This window comes from Pseudomonas sp. MF6396 (assembly GCF_002018915.1).
GTDB classification, from domain to species: Bacteria; Pseudomonadota; Gammaproteobacteria; order Pseudomonadales; family Pseudomonadaceae; genus Aquipseudomonas; species Aquipseudomonas palmensis.
In genome coordinates this window covers 130,690-145,468 of sequence record NZ_MVOK01000016.1, presented here as the reverse complement: position 1 = coordinate 145,468, position 14,779 = coordinate 130,690, and the positions used below count along the sequence as shown (strand labels likewise).

The 14,779-nt window shown below is 64.9% G+C and carries 12 protein-coding genes; 6 read left to right on the top strand and 6 right to left on the bottom strand.

Features of this window, described 5'->3' with window-relative positions; all coding sequences use genetic code 11:
• Window positions 1–169: 169 nt before the first annotated feature.
• Window positions 170–526, bottom strand: a complete 357-nt coding sequence (gene queD / locus MF6396_RS17465) for a 6-carboxytetrahydropterin synthase QueD (protein WP_043861143.1) — start codon at window positions 524–526, stop codon at window positions 170–172.
• Between the two features lie 51 nt (window positions 527–577).
• A complete protein-coding gene (locus MF6396_RS17460; protein WP_078481103.1) occupies window positions 578–1,660 on the bottom strand; it encodes a patatin-like phospholipase family protein in 1,083 nt (360 codons plus the stop codon).
• A gap of 156 nt (window positions 1,661–1,816) precedes the next feature.
• Between MF6396_RS17460 and MF6396_RS17455 the strand changes: the two genes are divergently transcribed.
• From MF6396_RS17455 to MF6396_RS17440, 4 genes are read left to right on the top strand one after another with little or no spacing between them, the layout of a single operon-like run.
• Window positions 1,817–2,125: a PepSY domain-containing protein gene (locus MF6396_RS17455; RefSeq protein WP_043861141.1), complete on the top strand. Its 309-nt coding sequence runs from the start codon at window positions 1,817–1,819 to the stop codon at window positions 2,123–2,125.
• On the top strand, window positions 2,125–2,439 hold the full coding sequence (locus tag MF6396_RS17450) for a PepSY domain-containing protein (protein WP_043861140.1): 315 nt from the start codon (window positions 2,125–2,127) through the stop codon (window positions 2,437–2,439). The genes MF6396_RS17455 and MF6396_RS17450 overlap by 1 nt, the downstream gene beginning before the upstream one ends.
• Window positions 2,439–3,107, top strand: a complete 669-nt coding sequence (locus MF6396_RS17445; protein ID WP_043861139.1) for a response regulator transcription factor — start codon at window positions 2,439–2,441, stop codon at window positions 3,105–3,107. Before MF6396_RS17450 ends, MF6396_RS17445 begins: the two co-directional genes overlap by 1 nt.
• Window positions 3,104–4,426, top strand: coding sequence for a sensor histidine kinase (locus MF6396_RS17440; protein WP_078481102.1), 1,323 nt, complete (start codon window positions 3,104–3,106; stop codon window positions 4,424–4,426). Before MF6396_RS17445 ends, MF6396_RS17440 begins: the two co-directional genes overlap by 4 nt.
• Before the next feature lie 5 nt (window positions 4,427–4,431).
• On the opposite strand, the gene MF6396_RS17435 is transcribed toward MF6396_RS17440, so the two are convergent.
• Window positions 4,432–6,579 carry a methyl-accepting chemotaxis protein gene (locus tag MF6396_RS17435; protein WP_054916516.1) on the bottom strand — a complete coding sequence of 716 codons (2,148 nt, stop codon included), beginning with the start codon at window positions 6,577–6,579 and terminating at the stop codon, window positions 4,432–4,434.
• A gap of 265 nt (window positions 6,580–6,844) precedes the next feature.
• On the opposite strand from MF6396_RS17435, the gene MF6396_RS17430 reads away from it, so the two are divergent.
• Complete coding sequence (locus tag MF6396_RS17430) at window positions 6,845–8,164, top strand: Na+/H+ antiporter family protein (protein ID WP_078481101.1); 1,320 nt, start codon at window positions 6,845–6,847, stop codon at window positions 8,162–8,164.
• A 31-nt stretch (window positions 8,165–8,195) separates the two neighbouring features.
• On the opposite strand, the gene MF6396_RS17425 is transcribed toward MF6396_RS17430, so the two are convergent.
• The 3 genes from MF6396_RS17425 to MF6396_RS17415 all read right to left on the bottom strand — a co-directional run bounded on the left by MF6396_RS17425 (window position 8,196) and on the right by MF6396_RS17415 (window position 12,778).
• Window positions 8,196–9,200, bottom strand: coding sequence for a FecR family protein (locus MF6396_RS17425; RefSeq protein ID WP_043861136.1), 1,005 nt, complete (start codon window positions 9,198–9,200; stop codon window positions 8,196–8,198).
• Between the two features lie 156 nt (window positions 9,201–9,356).
• Window positions 9,357–11,126 (bottom strand): acyl-CoA dehydrogenase C-terminal domain-containing protein, encoded by a 1,770-nt coding sequence (locus tag MF6396_RS17420; protein ID WP_054916514.1) that lies wholly within the window; start codon window positions 11,124–11,126, stop codon window positions 9,357–9,359.
• Window positions 11,127–11,155: 29 nt separating this feature from the next.
• The gene (locus tag MF6396_RS17415; RefSeq protein WP_078481100.1) at window positions 11,156–12,778 is read right to left on the bottom strand and encodes an acyl-CoA synthetase; all 1,623 of its coding nucleotides are present in this window, start codon (window positions 12,776–12,778) and stop codon (window positions 11,156–11,158) included.
• Window positions 12,779–12,976: 198 nt separating this feature from the next.
• On the opposite strand from MF6396_RS17415, the gene MF6396_RS17410 reads away from it, so the two are divergent.
• Window positions 12,977–14,776, top strand: coding sequence for a PAS domain-containing sensor histidine kinase (locus MF6396_RS17410; protein WP_078481098.1), 1,800 nt, complete (start codon window positions 12,977–12,979; stop codon window positions 14,774–14,776).
• The last annotated feature ends 3 nt before the right edge of the window (window positions 14,777–14,779 follow it).

Below are 14,779 nucleotides of genomic sequence, written 5' to 3'. Positions count from 1 at the left end.
GGTAAGAGTGTCGTTGACGCATGGCGATCCGCTTAATAAGGCTAAAAATGGTGTCCACTTAAATAGGTGTCCACCATCGCCCTAAGCGTTGGGATCAGAAAGGTGTGTTGGCCGGACGCTTACAAAAAAACCACCTTGGGAGGTGGTTTTCAGACATGTCACTGTCAGCTCAGTCGCCGTAATACTCGCAGCCACTGGTGCAGGTCTCATGGATACGCACCTTGCTCAGTTCTGGCAGCAACGGCTTGACCTGGTCCCAGATCCATTTGGCAATCACTTCGCTGGTCGGGTTCTCCAGGCCAGGGATGTCATTGAGGTAGTTGTGGTCTAGCTGCTCGTACAGCGGCTTGAAAATCGCCTTGATCTCCGAGAAGTCGCGAATCCAGCCGGTATGCGGATCCAGCTGGCCGGTCAGGTGCAAGGCAACCTTGAAGGAGTGGCCGTGCAGGCGCCCGCATTTGTGCCCGGCGGGCACATTCGGCAAGCGGTGGGCCGATTCGAAGGTGAACTCTTTGAAAATTTCCACGGTATCTTAGAACTCTGAAAACCAATGCTGACCGGCAGTTTAACAGCAAGCCTACTTCAACGGTTGCAGATGCTGGTGCAGCTTGCCGGTTTCCACCAGTTCCAGGAACTCGTCGCCCAGCCGCTGGCTTTCGCTCATGGCGGTACGCCAGTAACGTTGGCGGTTACCGGCATCGCCCATGAAGCGCTTGAAGTCGCTGCGATCCGGCAGCTTGCCGTAGGGCAGGCGGGCCAGGTACTGCGGCGAGGGTGCCAGCAACAGCACGTTCTGCAGGTACTGCGCATTGCTGCGCCGCCAGGGCAGGGCCTTGTCGAACCACCCCGGCACCACCTTGTGGGTGAAGTGAGGGTAAAGCACGATGTCCTCGCCGCTGTAGGGCAGGTCGAGGTGATAGTCGAGCAAGCCACCATCCCGGTAGGTGCCCGCCCCGACTCCCGGAATGTCCCGCACGCCTTCCATCACCATGGGAATGGAGCCTGAAGCGAGCAGGGCATGACGCAGGTTGTCGACCGCCAGCGGCAGACAGCGCGAAGGGAAGTCCGTGAGGGGGTTCAACGGCGGTGCGCAGCGTGCGTCATGCAGGATCACGCGTTCGAAGTGCCGGGCCAGCCGCGAACGGCTCACGAGGTTGTCGGCAATCACCGACGACAGGCCTACGCCCAGTCGGCCTCGATGATCGTGCTGAAGCAGGCCGTGGCTTCTGACCAGCATGATGTTGAGCCGATAGTGGGGGTTGTCGAGAATGCGAGCATCCTGGCCCTCCAGCAGGTCATCGAGCATGCGACGACAGCTCTGGCTGACCTGGGCCTGGGTCACGCCCTTGGCGAAATCCTGCTCGGTATACAGATGGCCCAGGCGCAGCAGGGCCTGGGCGGGGTCGGGCAGGCAGGCACTGGCGAAGCGCCAGGAGCCGATCGATGCCCCGATCAGCGAGCGCGCGCGCGGTGCTGTGGGCAGCCACTGGCCGAACAGCGCCAGGTCGATACCCTGGATACCCAGCGCCTTGGGGCCGCCTGCAGCGCCCGGTAGCACCCCCACGTCTGCAGCCTGCAGACCGCGTTCACGTACATGGGCAAACGCCCGCGTGCCGGCCTTGAGTGTCAGCGCTGGAAACTTGATCTGGATTGAGCTCATAAGGGCCTCGTTGTCCTGGATCAACGATTATAGAGAAGCGTGGACGGAACAGGGGCGCGCCTGAGCTATCATGGCGCCAGTTGTTTTCAGTTTCAGTTAAGTTCGGTTCGGTATTCTGAACCCGTAAGCAAGATTGATCCTAAATGGAGAGACACAATGAAAACATTGACTGCCCTGTTCGCCACCGCCGCCCTTGCCCTGAGCGCCAACGTTGCGCTGGCTAAAGACATCCCCACCAATGAAGTCGTGCAGCTGGTCCAGGCCAAGACCATCCTGTCGCTGGATGACCTCAACGCAAAAGCGCTGGCCAAGCATCCGGGTGCCACCATCAAGGACTCCGAGCTCGAGGACGTGTACGGCCGTTATGTGTACAAGGTCGAACTGCGTGACGCGCAGAACGTCGAATGGGACGTGGACCTTGATGCCAAGACCGGTGAAGTACTCAAGGACGCCAAGGACACCTGATGACTGCACGCAAGCGAACGGCACCGTGGCTGTTCCTCGCATTGCTGGTCTTCTGTACGCCGGCCCTGGCCCGCGACCTCGATCAGGATGAAGCCCTGGAGCTACGTCAGAAGGGCATCATCCTGCCGCTGGAGCAACTGTTGAACTCCGCCCTGGGGCGTTACCCCGGGGCGAAGTTGCTTGAGGCGGAGCTGGAAGAGAAGCACAACCGCTACGAGTACGAAGTCGAGCTGGTCACCCCGCAAGGGGTCGTGCGTGAAATCAAGTTCGATGCACGCACGGGTGTGCTGATCAAAGATGAGGAAGATGACTGATGCGCCTGTTACTGGTCGAGGACAACGTCCCGCTGGCCGATGAACTCACCCAGAGCCTGCAGCGCCAGGGCTACGCCATCGACTGGCTGGCCGACGGCCGAGATGCGGTGTACCAGGGTAGCAGCGAGCCCTATGACCTGATTATCCTGGACCTGGGGCTGCCTGGCCTGCCCGGCCTCGAAGTGCTGGCCCAATGGCGCGCCGGCGGGCTGTCGACCCCGGTGCTGATCCTGACCGCACGGGGTTCCTGGGCCGAGCGCATCGAGGGCCTCAAGGCCGGTGCCGACGATTACCTGAGCAAACCCTTTCACCCCGAAGAGCTGCAACTGCGCATCCAGTCGCTGCTGCGCCGTGCCCGTGGCCTGGCCAACCAGCCGACCCTGCAGGCCGCCGGCCTGCACCTGGACGAAGGCCGCCAGTGCGTGAGCCGCGACGGGCAGGACGTGCAACTGACGGCCGCCGAGTTTCGCCTGCTGCGCTACTTCATGTTGCACCCGCAGCAGATCCTTTCCAAAAGCCACCTGGCCGAGCACCTGTACAACGGCGAAACCGAGCGCGATTCGAATGTGCTCGAAGTACACGTCAACCACCTACGCCGCAAGCTGGGGCGCAGCGTGATCGAAACCCATCGCGGCCAGGGCTATCGCTTTGGCGGAGTGGTCGAGTGAAGTCGATCCAGGCGCGCCTGAGCCTGGGGCTGGTCGGTGTACTGGTGGTGGTCGGCCTGGCCCTGGCGCAGATCAGCCTGTGGCTGTTCGAGGTCGGGTTGCAGCGCTACCTGGAGACGGGGTTGCGCAAGGAAAGCGAAAACCTGCTGGTGGCGCTGGTACGCGGCCACAGCGGCCTCGAACTGGACGAGCGACGCCTGTCGTCGGCGTACCAGCGGCCGTTTTCCGGCTACTACTTCCGTATCGATTTCGAAGGGGGCAGTTGGCGTTCCCGTTCGCTCTGGGACATGGACATGCCCCGTCCGCCAACTCCCGGCCTGCACGCGGGCCTGGAGCTGGGCCCGGCTGGCCAGCAACTGCTGGTGCTGCGTGCCGACTACCGGCGCCTGGGCCAGGCGATCTCGATCAGCGTGGCGCAGGACTATACCCCCGTGCGCGACGGCTTCCGGCGCATGCAGCAGCTCGGCCTTGGCCTGGGGCTGGTGGCGCTGCTGTTGATTCTGGTGCTGCAACGCATCACGGTCACACGCTCCCTGCGCCCACTGGAACGCACGCGCGAACAGATCGCCCAACTGCAGCAGGGCAAGCGCTCGCAGCTCGACAGTGAGGTGCCTGTCGAACTTGAGCCCCTGGTGGCGCAGATCAACCACCTGCTGGCACACACCGAAGACAGCCTCAGACGTTCACGCAACGCGCTGGGCAACCTGGGGCATGCCCTGAAGACCCCCCTGGCGGTGCTGATGAGCCTGGCGTCGAGCGAGCGCCTGAACGACCTGCCCGAGGTTCGCGCCCAGTTGCAGGCTCAGCTGGAGCAGATCCAGCAACGCCTGAGCCGCGAACTCAATCGCGCCCGGCTGGCCGGCGATGCCCTGCCGGGGGCGCATTTCGATTGCGCCACCGAACTGCCGGGCCTGCTATCGACCCTGGGCATGATTCACGGCGATCACCTGCTCATCCGCCATCAGGTGCCCGATGGGCTGTCCTTGCCCTGGGACCGCGAAGACCTGCTCGAGCTGCTGGGCAACCTGCTGGACAACGCCTGCAAGTGGGCCGACAGCGAGGTCTGCCTGAGCATCGAGCAAGAGGGCGGGGTGTATCGCCTGTGGGTGGACGATGATGGCCCGGGCATCCCCGAAAATGCCAGGGCGGGGGTGCTGGAGCGCGGTGCGCGGCTCGACGAACAGGTCGATGGCCATGGGCTTGGCCTGGGCATCGTTCGCGATATCGCCGAAGCCTGGGGTGGGCAGATGAGGTTGCTGGAAAGCCCGCTGGGCGGGCTGCGGGTGAGCATCGAGCTACCCCGCAGGGTAGCCCGATAACACCATCAGACGCGGAACTGGTCCATCAGCCCCTGCTGCTGGTTGGCCAGGCTGTTCAGCGACTGGCTGACCCGCGCCGACTCATTGGCCTGCTCCGAGAGTGACTCGGTCACATCGCGAATGGTCGCCACGTTGTTGTTGATTTCCTCGGCCACCGCGCTCTGCTCTTCGGCAGCACTGGCAATCTGCAGGTTCATGTCGCTGATCACGGTGACGGCCTCGCCGATCTGGCGCAGCGCAGTCACGGCCTGACCGACCTGGTCGACGCTACCCTGGGCCTGGCGGTGGCTGCTGTCCATGGCGCCCACCACCTCGCGGGTGCCGGCCTGCAGTTGCTCGATCACCTGACGGGTCTCCTCCACCGACTCCTGGGTGCGTCGGGCCAGGTTGCGCACCTCGTCGGCGACCACCGCAAAGCCGCGCCCGGCTTCCCCGGCACGGGCCGCCTCGATGGCGGCATTGAGCGCCAGCAGGTTGGTCTGCTCGGCGATGGAGCGGATCACTTCCAGTACCGAACCGATCTTCTCGCTGTTGTCGGCCAGGCCTTCGACCTGGGCCATGGCGGTGTTCATGTCGGCTGCCAGGGTATCGATGCTGGTGGTGGTGCGGTCGATTACCGCCAGGCCCTGACGGGTCGCCTGGTCGGCGTCACGCGCCGCCTGGGCCGCTTGCGCAGCACTGCGCGCCACATCCTGGGCGGTGGCGCTCATTTCGTGGGACGCCGTGGCCACCTGGTCGACCTGACGGTACTGCTGCTCCATGCCGGCGCTGGTCTGCGAGGCAATCGCCGAAGACTGGTCGGCAGTGTCGCGCGCCGCCTGCACCGAGCGTTTGACCTCGGCGATGATCGGCTGCAGCTTGTCGAGGAAGCGGTTGAACCAGCCGGCCAGTTCCCCCAGCTCGTCGCGCTTGTCGTAGTTCAGGCGGCGGGTCAGGTCGCCTTCGCCGCTGGCGATGTCCTTGAGCATGGCGGCCACGCCCAGGATGGGGCGGGTCACACTGCGCGCCATCACCCAGATCAGCAGCAGCCCCACGATCGCGGCCAGCACACCCAGGCCCAGCTCGATCAGGGTGCCACTGGTATTGCGCTGGTCGAGCTCGTTCTTGAGGGTCTCGGCCGGGCCGGTCAGGGCGCTTTGCGGCACATCCAGCAGCACGCCCCAGGGCTTGCCCCCCGGAATCGGTGCAAACGATGCCAGCACCTTCAGGCGCTCGTCCTTGTGGAGGCTCTGCAGGGGCGTGCCGCTGCTCAGCAGGCCTATCAGCTCCTTGCCGCTGGTGCTGTCGACCTGGTCGAAGCGTTGCGCCAGCTTGCCCGCATCCGGGCTGTAGCCGGCCAGCAGGCCCACCGGGCTGATGATGCCGATGCGGGTCTGGCCCTGGTACAGGTTCTGGCTGGCTTGCTGGCTCAGCGCCTGCAGGCTGTTCAGGTTGATGTCGATCGACAGGGTGGCGACCACCTTGTCGGCCACGATCAGCGGGAACACGATGCTGGTCATCAGCACCCGCTGGCCGGCAATGTCATAGAAGTAGGGTTCGATCACGCAGGTCTTGCGCGTGGTACGCGGGCACACCGACCAGGTGTTGGCCGGCTCGCCGCTGGGGCCGATGCTGGTGTCGGTCATGTCCTTTTCGGGCAGCGCCATCGAGGTCAGCTTGCCGGGCGTGGGCTGCGACCAGTACAGGGCGAAGCGGCCGGCCTCGTTGCTGCCCAGCTCGGCCTGGTTGGCGAACAGGGCATCCTTGTTGTCCAGGGCGTTGGGCTCGAACACCAGCGACAGCCCCAGCAGGTCGGGGTTGGCCTGCAGCGCGGCGCGCACCTGGCGGGTCATGTCCTCGCGCAGGTCGAAGGCGTCCAGAAAGCGCTTTTCGGCCTGCTCGCGCAAAAACAGCACCTGGCGCGCAAAGCCTGCACCGTACTGGTAGGCATCCATGAACTGGCGGCGGATGCTCAAGGCCTGGACTTCGCCCTGGGACTCGATACGCGACTGGGCCGCTTCGGTCAGCATCTGCATGCTGCTGGCCTTGACCAGCTCGGAGTTGTGCTCCATGCGGTACAGCGAAAGGCCCACCAGCAGCGTAACGATGCTGGCCAGGCAGAGCCCGGCCAGCAGGGTGATTTTCCACTGGATGGAAAGTTGTCTCGACGACATGACGAAGTCCTTTGATCCAAAAAAAGATTGAGGCTGACGACTGTAACGGCCAGGCGCAGTTTTTCTTTATTCAAACGTTCAATTGAAATGCGTCGTTTTCAGTCATGCATGCGACCCGCGTGCAGCCGTCTAGCCCCGTACTTTGACAAGTGGCGGGTGCTGCTTCAGAGTGTGCGCCCTCCCATAAAAACACCTGTCGTTCGGCCACTGCGCTCGCAGTCTGTCGCCGCAGCGCAAGCTTTGTCTGGTTTCTAGAGGTCATGAAATGAATGCAGTAATTGCCGCGGTCGGCATCATGCTGATATTGAGCCTGGCCCGTGTGCACGTGGTCATCGCCCTCATCATCGGCGCGCTCGCCGGCGGCCTGGTGGGCGGCCTGGGTATCGAAGGCACGCTCAAGGCGTTCAACGGCGGCCTGGGTGGCGGTGCCACGGTGGCATTGTCGTATGCGCTGCTGGGCGCATTCGCCGTGGCCATCGCCAAGTCCGGGCTGGCCCATGCGCTGGCCGATCGCGCCCTGTCGATGTTCCATGGTCAGGGCAATGCCGAAGGCGGCAAGATCAAGTGGCTGCTGATCGGCCTGTTGCTGGTGGTGGCGATCTCGTCGCAGAACATCCTGCCCATTCATATCGCCTTCATTCCGCTGCTGGTGCCGCCGCTGCTGTACGTGCTGACCCGCCTGCAGATCGATCGGCGCCTGGTGGCCTGCGTGATGACCTTCGGCCTGATCACCCCGTACATGTTCCTGCCAGTGGGGTTCGGCAACATCTTCCTCAATCAGATCCTGCTGGCCAACGTCAGCCGCAGCGGGGTGGACGTCAGCGGCGTCAACGTGACCCAGGCCATGGCGATACCGGCGGCGGGCATGCTGTTCGGGTTGCTGCTGGCGGTGTTCTTCAGCTACCGCAAAAAGCGCGTGTACGACGTGGCAAAGATCGAGCAGGTCGAGCAGGTGGCGGTCAGCTACAACCCGCTGACGCTGATGGTGGCCGGCTGTGCGATCGCCGCGGCGTTCATCATCCAGCTGTGGCTGGACTCGATGATCATCGGTGCGATGGCGGGCTTTCTGATCTTCTCGCTGTCGGGCATCGTGCGCTGGAAGGACACCGATGACCTGTTCACCGAAGGCATGAAGATGATGGCCATGATCGGCTTCATCATGATCGCCGCGTCCGGCTTTGCCGAGGTCATGAAGGCCACCGGCGAAGTGAAGACCCTGGTGGAGGCCTCGGCCGGCTGGATCGACCACAGCAAGGCGGTCGGGGCGCTGCTGATGCTGCTGGTGGGGCTGCTGGTGACCATGGGTATCGGTTCGTCGTTCTCCACGGTGCCGATCCTGGCGGCGATCTTTGTGCCGCTGTGCGTGCAACTGGGCTTCGACCCGCTGGCCACCGTGTGCATCGTCGGTACTGCCGGCGCGTTGGGTGATGCCGGCTCACCGGCGTCGGACTCGACCCTGGGCCCGACCTCGGGCCTGAACGTCGACGGCCAGCACCATCACATCTGGGACACGGTTGTGCCGACCTTCCTGCATTACAACCTGCCGTTGCTGGCGTTCGGCTGGGTAGCGGCGATGGTGCTGTAGCGCGCCAGGGCGCAGGAGCTGGGCGCGAGGCTCAGCTTTTTCGCGGGGGCGGCGAGATGCGGTTGAGCACCGTATCGCCGTTCTTGTTGCGCGTCAGGTACACCGGCAGCACCTTGGGCATGTTGCTCACCAGGCGATTGACCTCGGTGGTGTTGTAGATGCCGCTGATGCGGATGCTGCCGGTACTGGCGTCCGCCAGCAGCAACGGCGTTTCCAGGTAGCGGTTGATCAGCGGCAGGGCCTGGTCCAGTGGCAGATTGTCGAGGATCAGCTTGCCGCCGCGCCAGGCCAGGCTGGTGTCGTGGGCATAGGTCTGGCTGAGGGCCGGCTCGTAGTCGCCGCGACGGTAGCTGGCCTGCATGCCGGGGCCCAGGCGATAGCCGCTGTCCGGGTCGCTGCTGTTGCTGCTGACCAGCACCGAACCTTCCACCAGGGTGACCTTCACCTGGTCCTGATACTTCCAAACGTTGAACTGGGTACCGGTCACCCGGGTCTGGCCCTTGCCGGCACGCACCACGAACGGGTGCTGGGTATCGTGCTGCACCTTGAAGAAGGCCTCGCCGTTGACCAGCGTCACCCGTCGTTCGTCCTTGTAGTTGGCGTAGCGCAGGGTGGTGTTGAGGTTCAACTCCACCTCGCTGCCATCCGGCAGCACCGCGCGGGCGATGGCATTGCCGCTTTCAACGCGCTCATAGCTGTTGGGCAGCCAGCCCTGTTCCCAGCCCACCCAGGCGCCAATCGGCAGCGCCACCAGCGCCACGGCCGCAGCCGAGGCCAGCCGACGCAAGGCGCGCCCGCGGGGCCTGGCTGACAGGGTGATTACCGGGGCAGCAGGGCGGGGCAGGTGGTCGGCGGTCTGCCAGATCTCCTGCATGGCCTGGAATTCCTGCTCGTGCAGTGGGTCGGCTGCGCGCCATTGCGCGCAGGCGGCACGTTCCTGTTCACTGCAGTCCTCAGCATGCAGGCGCATGCACCAGTGCGCAGCGGCATCGGTGATGGCATCAAGTTCGGCTGCGCTGAGGCTGGTTTGGTTCATTGATACTCCCGGTTTTGGCCATTCTACCCTTGGCAGGTGGCCAACGAGAACCGAGTTCATCGTGAATGACTATCAGTTGTAAGAAATATTTGACCGAAAAACCACGCAAATGCGTGGTTTTTATCGTTTAAGCACCCGCCTGGAGCGTTGCGCGGCTCAGAACAGCTCGGCTGGCAACTGGTACAGCGGCGCACTGCCTGCGCGGATGCTGGCCTGCAACGACAGTACCCTGGGCAGCAGACGCTCGACGTAGAAGGTAGCCGTGGCCAGCTTGGCCTCGTAGAACGCCGGCTCCTGCTCGCGCCGTTCGCGGGCAGTGGCCGCCATGCGCGACCACATGTAGGCGTAGGCCACATAGCCGAACAGGTGCAGGTACTCCACCGACGCCGCGCCCACCGCGTTGGCATCACCGGTGGCCTGCTCGCGTACCCACTGGCTCACGCTTTCCAGCTGCGCCAGGGCATGCAGCAGCGGTTCGCACAGGGGCGGACGGGTTTCACAGAAGCTGCGGATCTCGTTGGCGAACAGCGCCAGCGACTGTCCGCCATCGGCCACCACCTTGCGCCCCAGCAGGTCCAGCGCCTGGATGCCGTTGGTGCCTTCGTAGATCTGCGCGATGCGAACATCGCGCACCAGCTGTTCCTGGCCCCATTCGCGAATGTAGCCATGCCCGCCGAACACCTGCTGGCCCAGCACGCAGCTTTCCAGGCCCATGTCGGTGAAAAACGCCTTGGCCACCGGCGTCAGCAAGGCCACCAGGCGCTGCGCGGCCTCGCGCTCCTCCGGCTGCTCGGCGTACTTGGCGATATCCAGCTGCAGGCCGACATAGGTGGCGAACGCCCGGCCGCCTTCGGTCAGGGCGCGCATGCTCAGCAGCATGCGCCGTACATCGGCATGCACGATGATCGGGTCGGCCACCTTGTCGCTGGCCAGCGGCCCGGTGGCGGCGCGGCTTTGCAGGCGGTCCCGGGCGTAGCGTGCGGCGTTCTGGTACGACGCCTCGGCGCAGCCGATGCCCTGGATGCCGATGGACAGGCGCTCGTAGTTCATCATGGTGAACATCGCCGCCAGGCCGCGGTTGGGTTCGCCCACCAGGTAGCCCACGGCGCCATCGAAGTTCATCACGCAGGTGGCCGAGGCCTTGATGCCCATCTTGTGCTCGATCGATCCACAGCTCACCGCGTTGGTTTCACCCAGGCTGCCGTCCTCGCCCACCAGGCGCTTGGGCACCAGAAACAGCGAGATGCCCTTGGGCCCGGCCGGCGCGTCGGGCAGCTTGGCCAGTACCAGGTGCACGATGTTCTCGGTCAGGTCCTGGTCGCCGCCGGTGATGAAGATCTTGGTGCCGCTGACCCGGTAGCTGCCATCGGCCTGGGGTTCGGCCTTGCTGCGGATGATCCCCAGGTCGGTACCTGCATGCGGTTCGGTCAGGCACATGGTGCCGGCCCACTGCCCGCTGTACAGCGCCGGCAGGTAGGTGGCCTTCAATGCATCGCTGGCGTGCGCGTCGATGGCCAGGCAGCAGCCGGCGCTCAGCGCCGAATACAGGCTGAAGCTGCAGTTGGCGGCGTAGAGCATCTCCTCGAACTGCACCGCGAGCATCTTGGGCATGCCCAGGCCGCCGTACTCGGGGTTGCCCGCCAGCCCGACCCAGCCGCCTTCGCGGTAGGTCTGCCAGGCCTGCACGAACCCCTGCGCAGTGGTGACCCGACCCTGCGCAAAGTGCACGCCTTCCTCATCGCCGCTGCGGTTGAGCGGGGCGATCAGCTGGCCGGTGATCTTGGCCGCCTCTTCCAGTATCGCATCGGCGGTATCGCCGTCGACGCTGGCCGCCAGCGCCGGCAGGCGTGCCCACAGGGCCGGGCCCTGGAACACTTCGTGAAGAACAAAACGCATGTCGCGCAGCGGTGCATTGAACTCAGGCATAACGGTTTCCGAATAAAGGTGAAAAAAGGTCAGAGCGCCTTGGCCCAGTCGCGCAACAGGTACTTCTGGATCTTGCCTGTGGAGGTTTTCGGCAGGTCGCTGAACACCACCGTCTTGGGCAGCTTGAAGCCGGCCAGATGCTCGCGGCAGAAGGCGATGATGTCCGCCTCGCGGGTACCTTCGAAACCGGCCTTGAGGGTGACGTAGGCACAGGGGGTTTCGCCCCATTTTTCATCCGGGCGGGCGACCACCGCAGCCTCGAGCACGGCCGGGTGGCGGTACAGCGTGTCTTCGACCTCGATGGTCGAGATGTTCTCGCCCCCGGAAATGATGATGTCCTTGAGCCGGTCCTTGATCTCCACATAGCCGTCGGCATGCCACACTGCCAGGTCGCCGGTATGGAACCAGCCGCCTCGGAAGGCTTCGGCGGTGGCCTCGGGGTTCTTCAGGTAGCCCTTCATCACGGTGTTGCCGCGCATGAAGATCTCGCCCAGCGTGTTGCCGTCGCGGGCCACCGGTTCAAGCGTTTGCGGGTCGGCCACCATCAGCCCCTCGAGGGTAGGGTAGCGCACGCCCTGGCGCGACTTGATGCGGGCCCGCTCCTCCAGCGGCTGCGCGTCCCATTCGGCATGCCAGGCACACACCGTCACCGGGCCGTAGACCTCGGTCAGGCCGTAGACGTGGGTCACCTTGATGCCCATTTCCTCCACCGCGCCGATCACCTTGGCGGGTGGCGCCGCCCCGGCCACCATCGCGTTCACGGGGTGGTCGATGGCGGCCTTGGCCGAGTCGGGCATGTTGATCAGCGCATTGAGCACGATCGGTGCGCCGCACAGGTGGGTGACCTGGTGCTCGCGAATCAGGGTCAGGATCTTCTGCGGGTCGACCCGGCGCAGGAACACATGGGTGCCGGCCAGGGCCGTCACGGTCCACGGGTAGCACCAGCCATTGCAGTGGAACATCGGCAGGGTCCACAGGTACACCGGGTGGTTGCCCATGGCCCAGGTCATCTGGTTGCCCAGTGCGTTCAGGTAGGCGCCGCGGTGGTGATAGACCACCCCCTTGGGGTTGCCGGTGGTGCCGGAGGTGTAGCTCAACGAGATCGCCTGCCACTCGTCCTCGGGCCAGTGCCACACGAACTCGGGGTCGCCCTCGGCCAGGAAGGCTTCGTAATCCAGGTCGCTGACGGCGCGGCCCTCGCCGTACTCCGGGTCGTCCACATCGATCACCAGCGGCGGGTGGGCCATCAGGCCCAGCGCTGCTTCGATCACCTTGTGGAACTCGCGGTCGGTGATCAGCACCTTGGCTTCACCGTGCTCGAGCATGAACGCGATGGCCTCGGCATCCAGGCGCACGTTCAGGGCGTTGAGCACCGCACCGATCATCGGCACACCGAAATGCGCCTCGAGCATGGCCGGAATGTTGGGCAGCATCACCGCCACCGTATCGCCCAGCCCGATACCACGGCCGGCCAGGGCGCTGGCCAGGCGGCGGGAGCGCTGGTAGGTTTCCTGCCAGTTGCGGCGGATGGCACCATGGATCACCGCCGGGTAATCGCCATAGACCGCAGCCGTGCGTTCGATGAAACTCAGCGGGGAAAGGGCGACATGGTTGACGGGGGCGGGCTGCAGGCCCTGGGAGAAGATCGACATGAACGGTTCCTGTGCAGGAGGCAGCCGCGATCAGGCGCTGGCTGAAACCTCCGATGGCTGATTGTTAGCTCTGATCAGGTTTCTGGAAGGCGGTACGTATACCGACTTCGGTGTTTCATTTTTACGCTGTTCTCCATATTACTTGGAAGATAGACTATAGCAATATGGTATAAATACTATAAAAAGCCGGAGCCCCAAGTGACCTTTCCTCCCTCGGCCTTGCTCGACAAGGACCCGCAACCCACCGTGCTGCTCGATGCCGCCGCCCAGGTGGTGGCCGCCAACCCGGCGGTGCAGGCGTTGTTCGACACCTGGCCCAAGCCGCCCGTGGGCAGCCTGCTGCCCGCCAACTACAAGGCGCTGGTGAGCGCCTGCCTGCACCAGCAGCGGGCGATTGCCGAGGTCGAGGCCCTGGTGCAGCAGCGTATCCTGTTGTGGACCTTCGTCCCGCTGGAGGGCGGCCTGCAGGTGCTGGCCCGCTGTCGCGACGCTACGGTTGAGCGCATGGCCGAGCGCGAGGCCAGCCAGGCACGTCGGTTGTACCGCCTGATCACCGAAAACACCACCGACCTGATCTCGCGCCATACCCCCGACGGGTGTTTCCTGGATGCTTCGCCGGCCTCCTATCGCCTGCTGGGCTACTGGCCGGAAGAGCTGCGCGGGGTGGCGGTGCAGTCGCTGTTTCACCCCCAGGACCGCCAGCAATCGCTGCTGCAGGCCTCCCAGGCGCTGGAGCAGGACGGCTACCAGACCATGACCTGCCGCGTGCGCCACCGCGATGGCCGCGACCTGTGGTTCGAGATCGCCAGCCGCGCCATCCGCGAAACCTACACCGGTGCGGTGGTCGAGATCGTCAGCGTGTCACGCGACATCACCGTGCGCATCGAAGCCCAGGAAAACCGCCGGCGCCTGGCCGAGGTGGTCGAGGCCAACACCGACCTGGTGCTGTTCACCGACCCCGCCGGCCAGCTCACCTACCTCAACCGTTCCGCCCGGCGAGCACTGGGCCTGCTGGAGGTGCAGGCCGTGCCGCCCCTGCGCGAGCTGCTGGACGAAGAAGCCCTGCAACGCCTCGACGAAGAGGGCTGGGCCTGCGCCGAGCGCGAAGGGGTGTGGCAATGCGAGGCGCGGCTGGCGCCCTACAACGGCTCGGCGCCGTTCCCGGTGTCGCTGGTACTGCTGGCGCACCGGGCGGCAGGTGGCGAGCGCTACTACTCGCTGGTGGCTCGCGACATGACCGAGCGCGAGCTGCGTGAACGCCAGCAGCGCCGACACCAGGATGAACTGGCGCACACCGCGCGGCTGGTCACCCTGGGCGAGCTGGCCTCCGGCATCGCCCACGAGATCAACCAGCCGCTGGCAGCGGTGGTCAACTATGCCAGTGCCAGCCAGCGCTACCTGCTGGCGGTGGAGCGTGACCCGCAGGCGGCCGGGCGGGTCGCCCAGGGCCTGCAGCGCATCACCGAGCAGGCCACCCATGCCGCCGAAGTGATCAAGCGCCTGCGCTCGTTCCTGCGCAAGGAGCCGCGCCGCTTGCAGGCGCTCAACGTGGCCGATGTATCGCGCGAGGCCGTGCGCCTGTGTGCCTGGGAGGCGGCGCAGGCCCAGGTGACCATCGAGCAGCACATGGTGTACAACCTGCCGCCGGTATACGCCGACCGTGTCTTGCTCGAACAGGTCCTGCTCAACCTGTTGCGCAACGCCATCGACGCCAACCGCGAGCAGCATGCCGGGGCGCCTTCGCGCGTGCTGATCAGCGCCGACCAGCAGGCCGGTTGGCTGCGTATCCAGGTGGCCGACCAGGGGCCTGGGGTGGCCGCCGAGCAGCTGGACGGCATCTTCACCCCGTTTACCACCAGCAAGCCCGAAGGGCTGGGGCTGGGCTTGAGCATGAGCCGCAGTATCGTCGAAGGGTTCGGCGGTACCTTGCAGGCGCACCCGGGTGATACCGGCGGATTGATTTTGTGCTGTCGGCTGGCGCCGGTGGCCAGTGCATGAACA

Excerpts from the sequence above, each read along its gene's own strand:
- MF6396_RS17455 (WP_043861141.1), top strand. The coding sequence starts at position 1,817 with ATGAAAACATTGACTGCCCTGTTCGCCACCGCCGCCCTTGCCCTGAGC.
- MF6396_RS17460 (WP_078481103.1), bottom strand. The coding sequence starts at position 1,660 with ATGAGCTCAATCCAGATCAAGTTTCCAGCGCTGACACTCAAGGCCGGC.
- MF6396_RS17415 (WP_078481100.1), bottom strand. The coding sequence starts at position 12,778 with ATGTCGATCTTCTCCCAGGGCCTGCAGCCCGCCCCCGTCAACCATGTC.
- MF6396_RS17425 (WP_043861136.1), bottom strand. The coding sequence starts at position 9,200 with ATGAACCAAACCAGCCTCAGCGCAGCCGAACTTGATGCCATCACCGAT.
- MF6396_RS17430 (WP_078481101.1), top strand. The coding sequence starts at position 6,845 with ATGAATGCAGTAATTGCCGCGGTCGGCATCATGCTGATATTGAGCCTG.
- MF6396_RS17420 (WP_054916514.1), bottom strand. The coding sequence starts at position 11,126 with ATGCCTGAGTTCAATGCACCGCTGCGCGACATGCGTTTTGTTCTTCAC.
- MF6396_RS17450 (WP_043861140.1), top strand. The coding sequence starts at position 2,125 with ATGACTGCACGCAAGCGAACGGCACCGTGGCTGTTCCTCGCATTGCTG.
- MF6396_RS17445 (WP_043861139.1), top strand. The coding sequence starts at position 2,439 with ATGCGCCTGTTACTGGTCGAGGACAACGTCCCGCTGGCCGATGAACTC.
- MF6396_RS17435 (WP_054916516.1), bottom strand. The coding sequence starts at position 6,579 with ATGTCGTCGAGACAACTTTCCATCCAGTGGAAAATCACCCTGCTGGCC.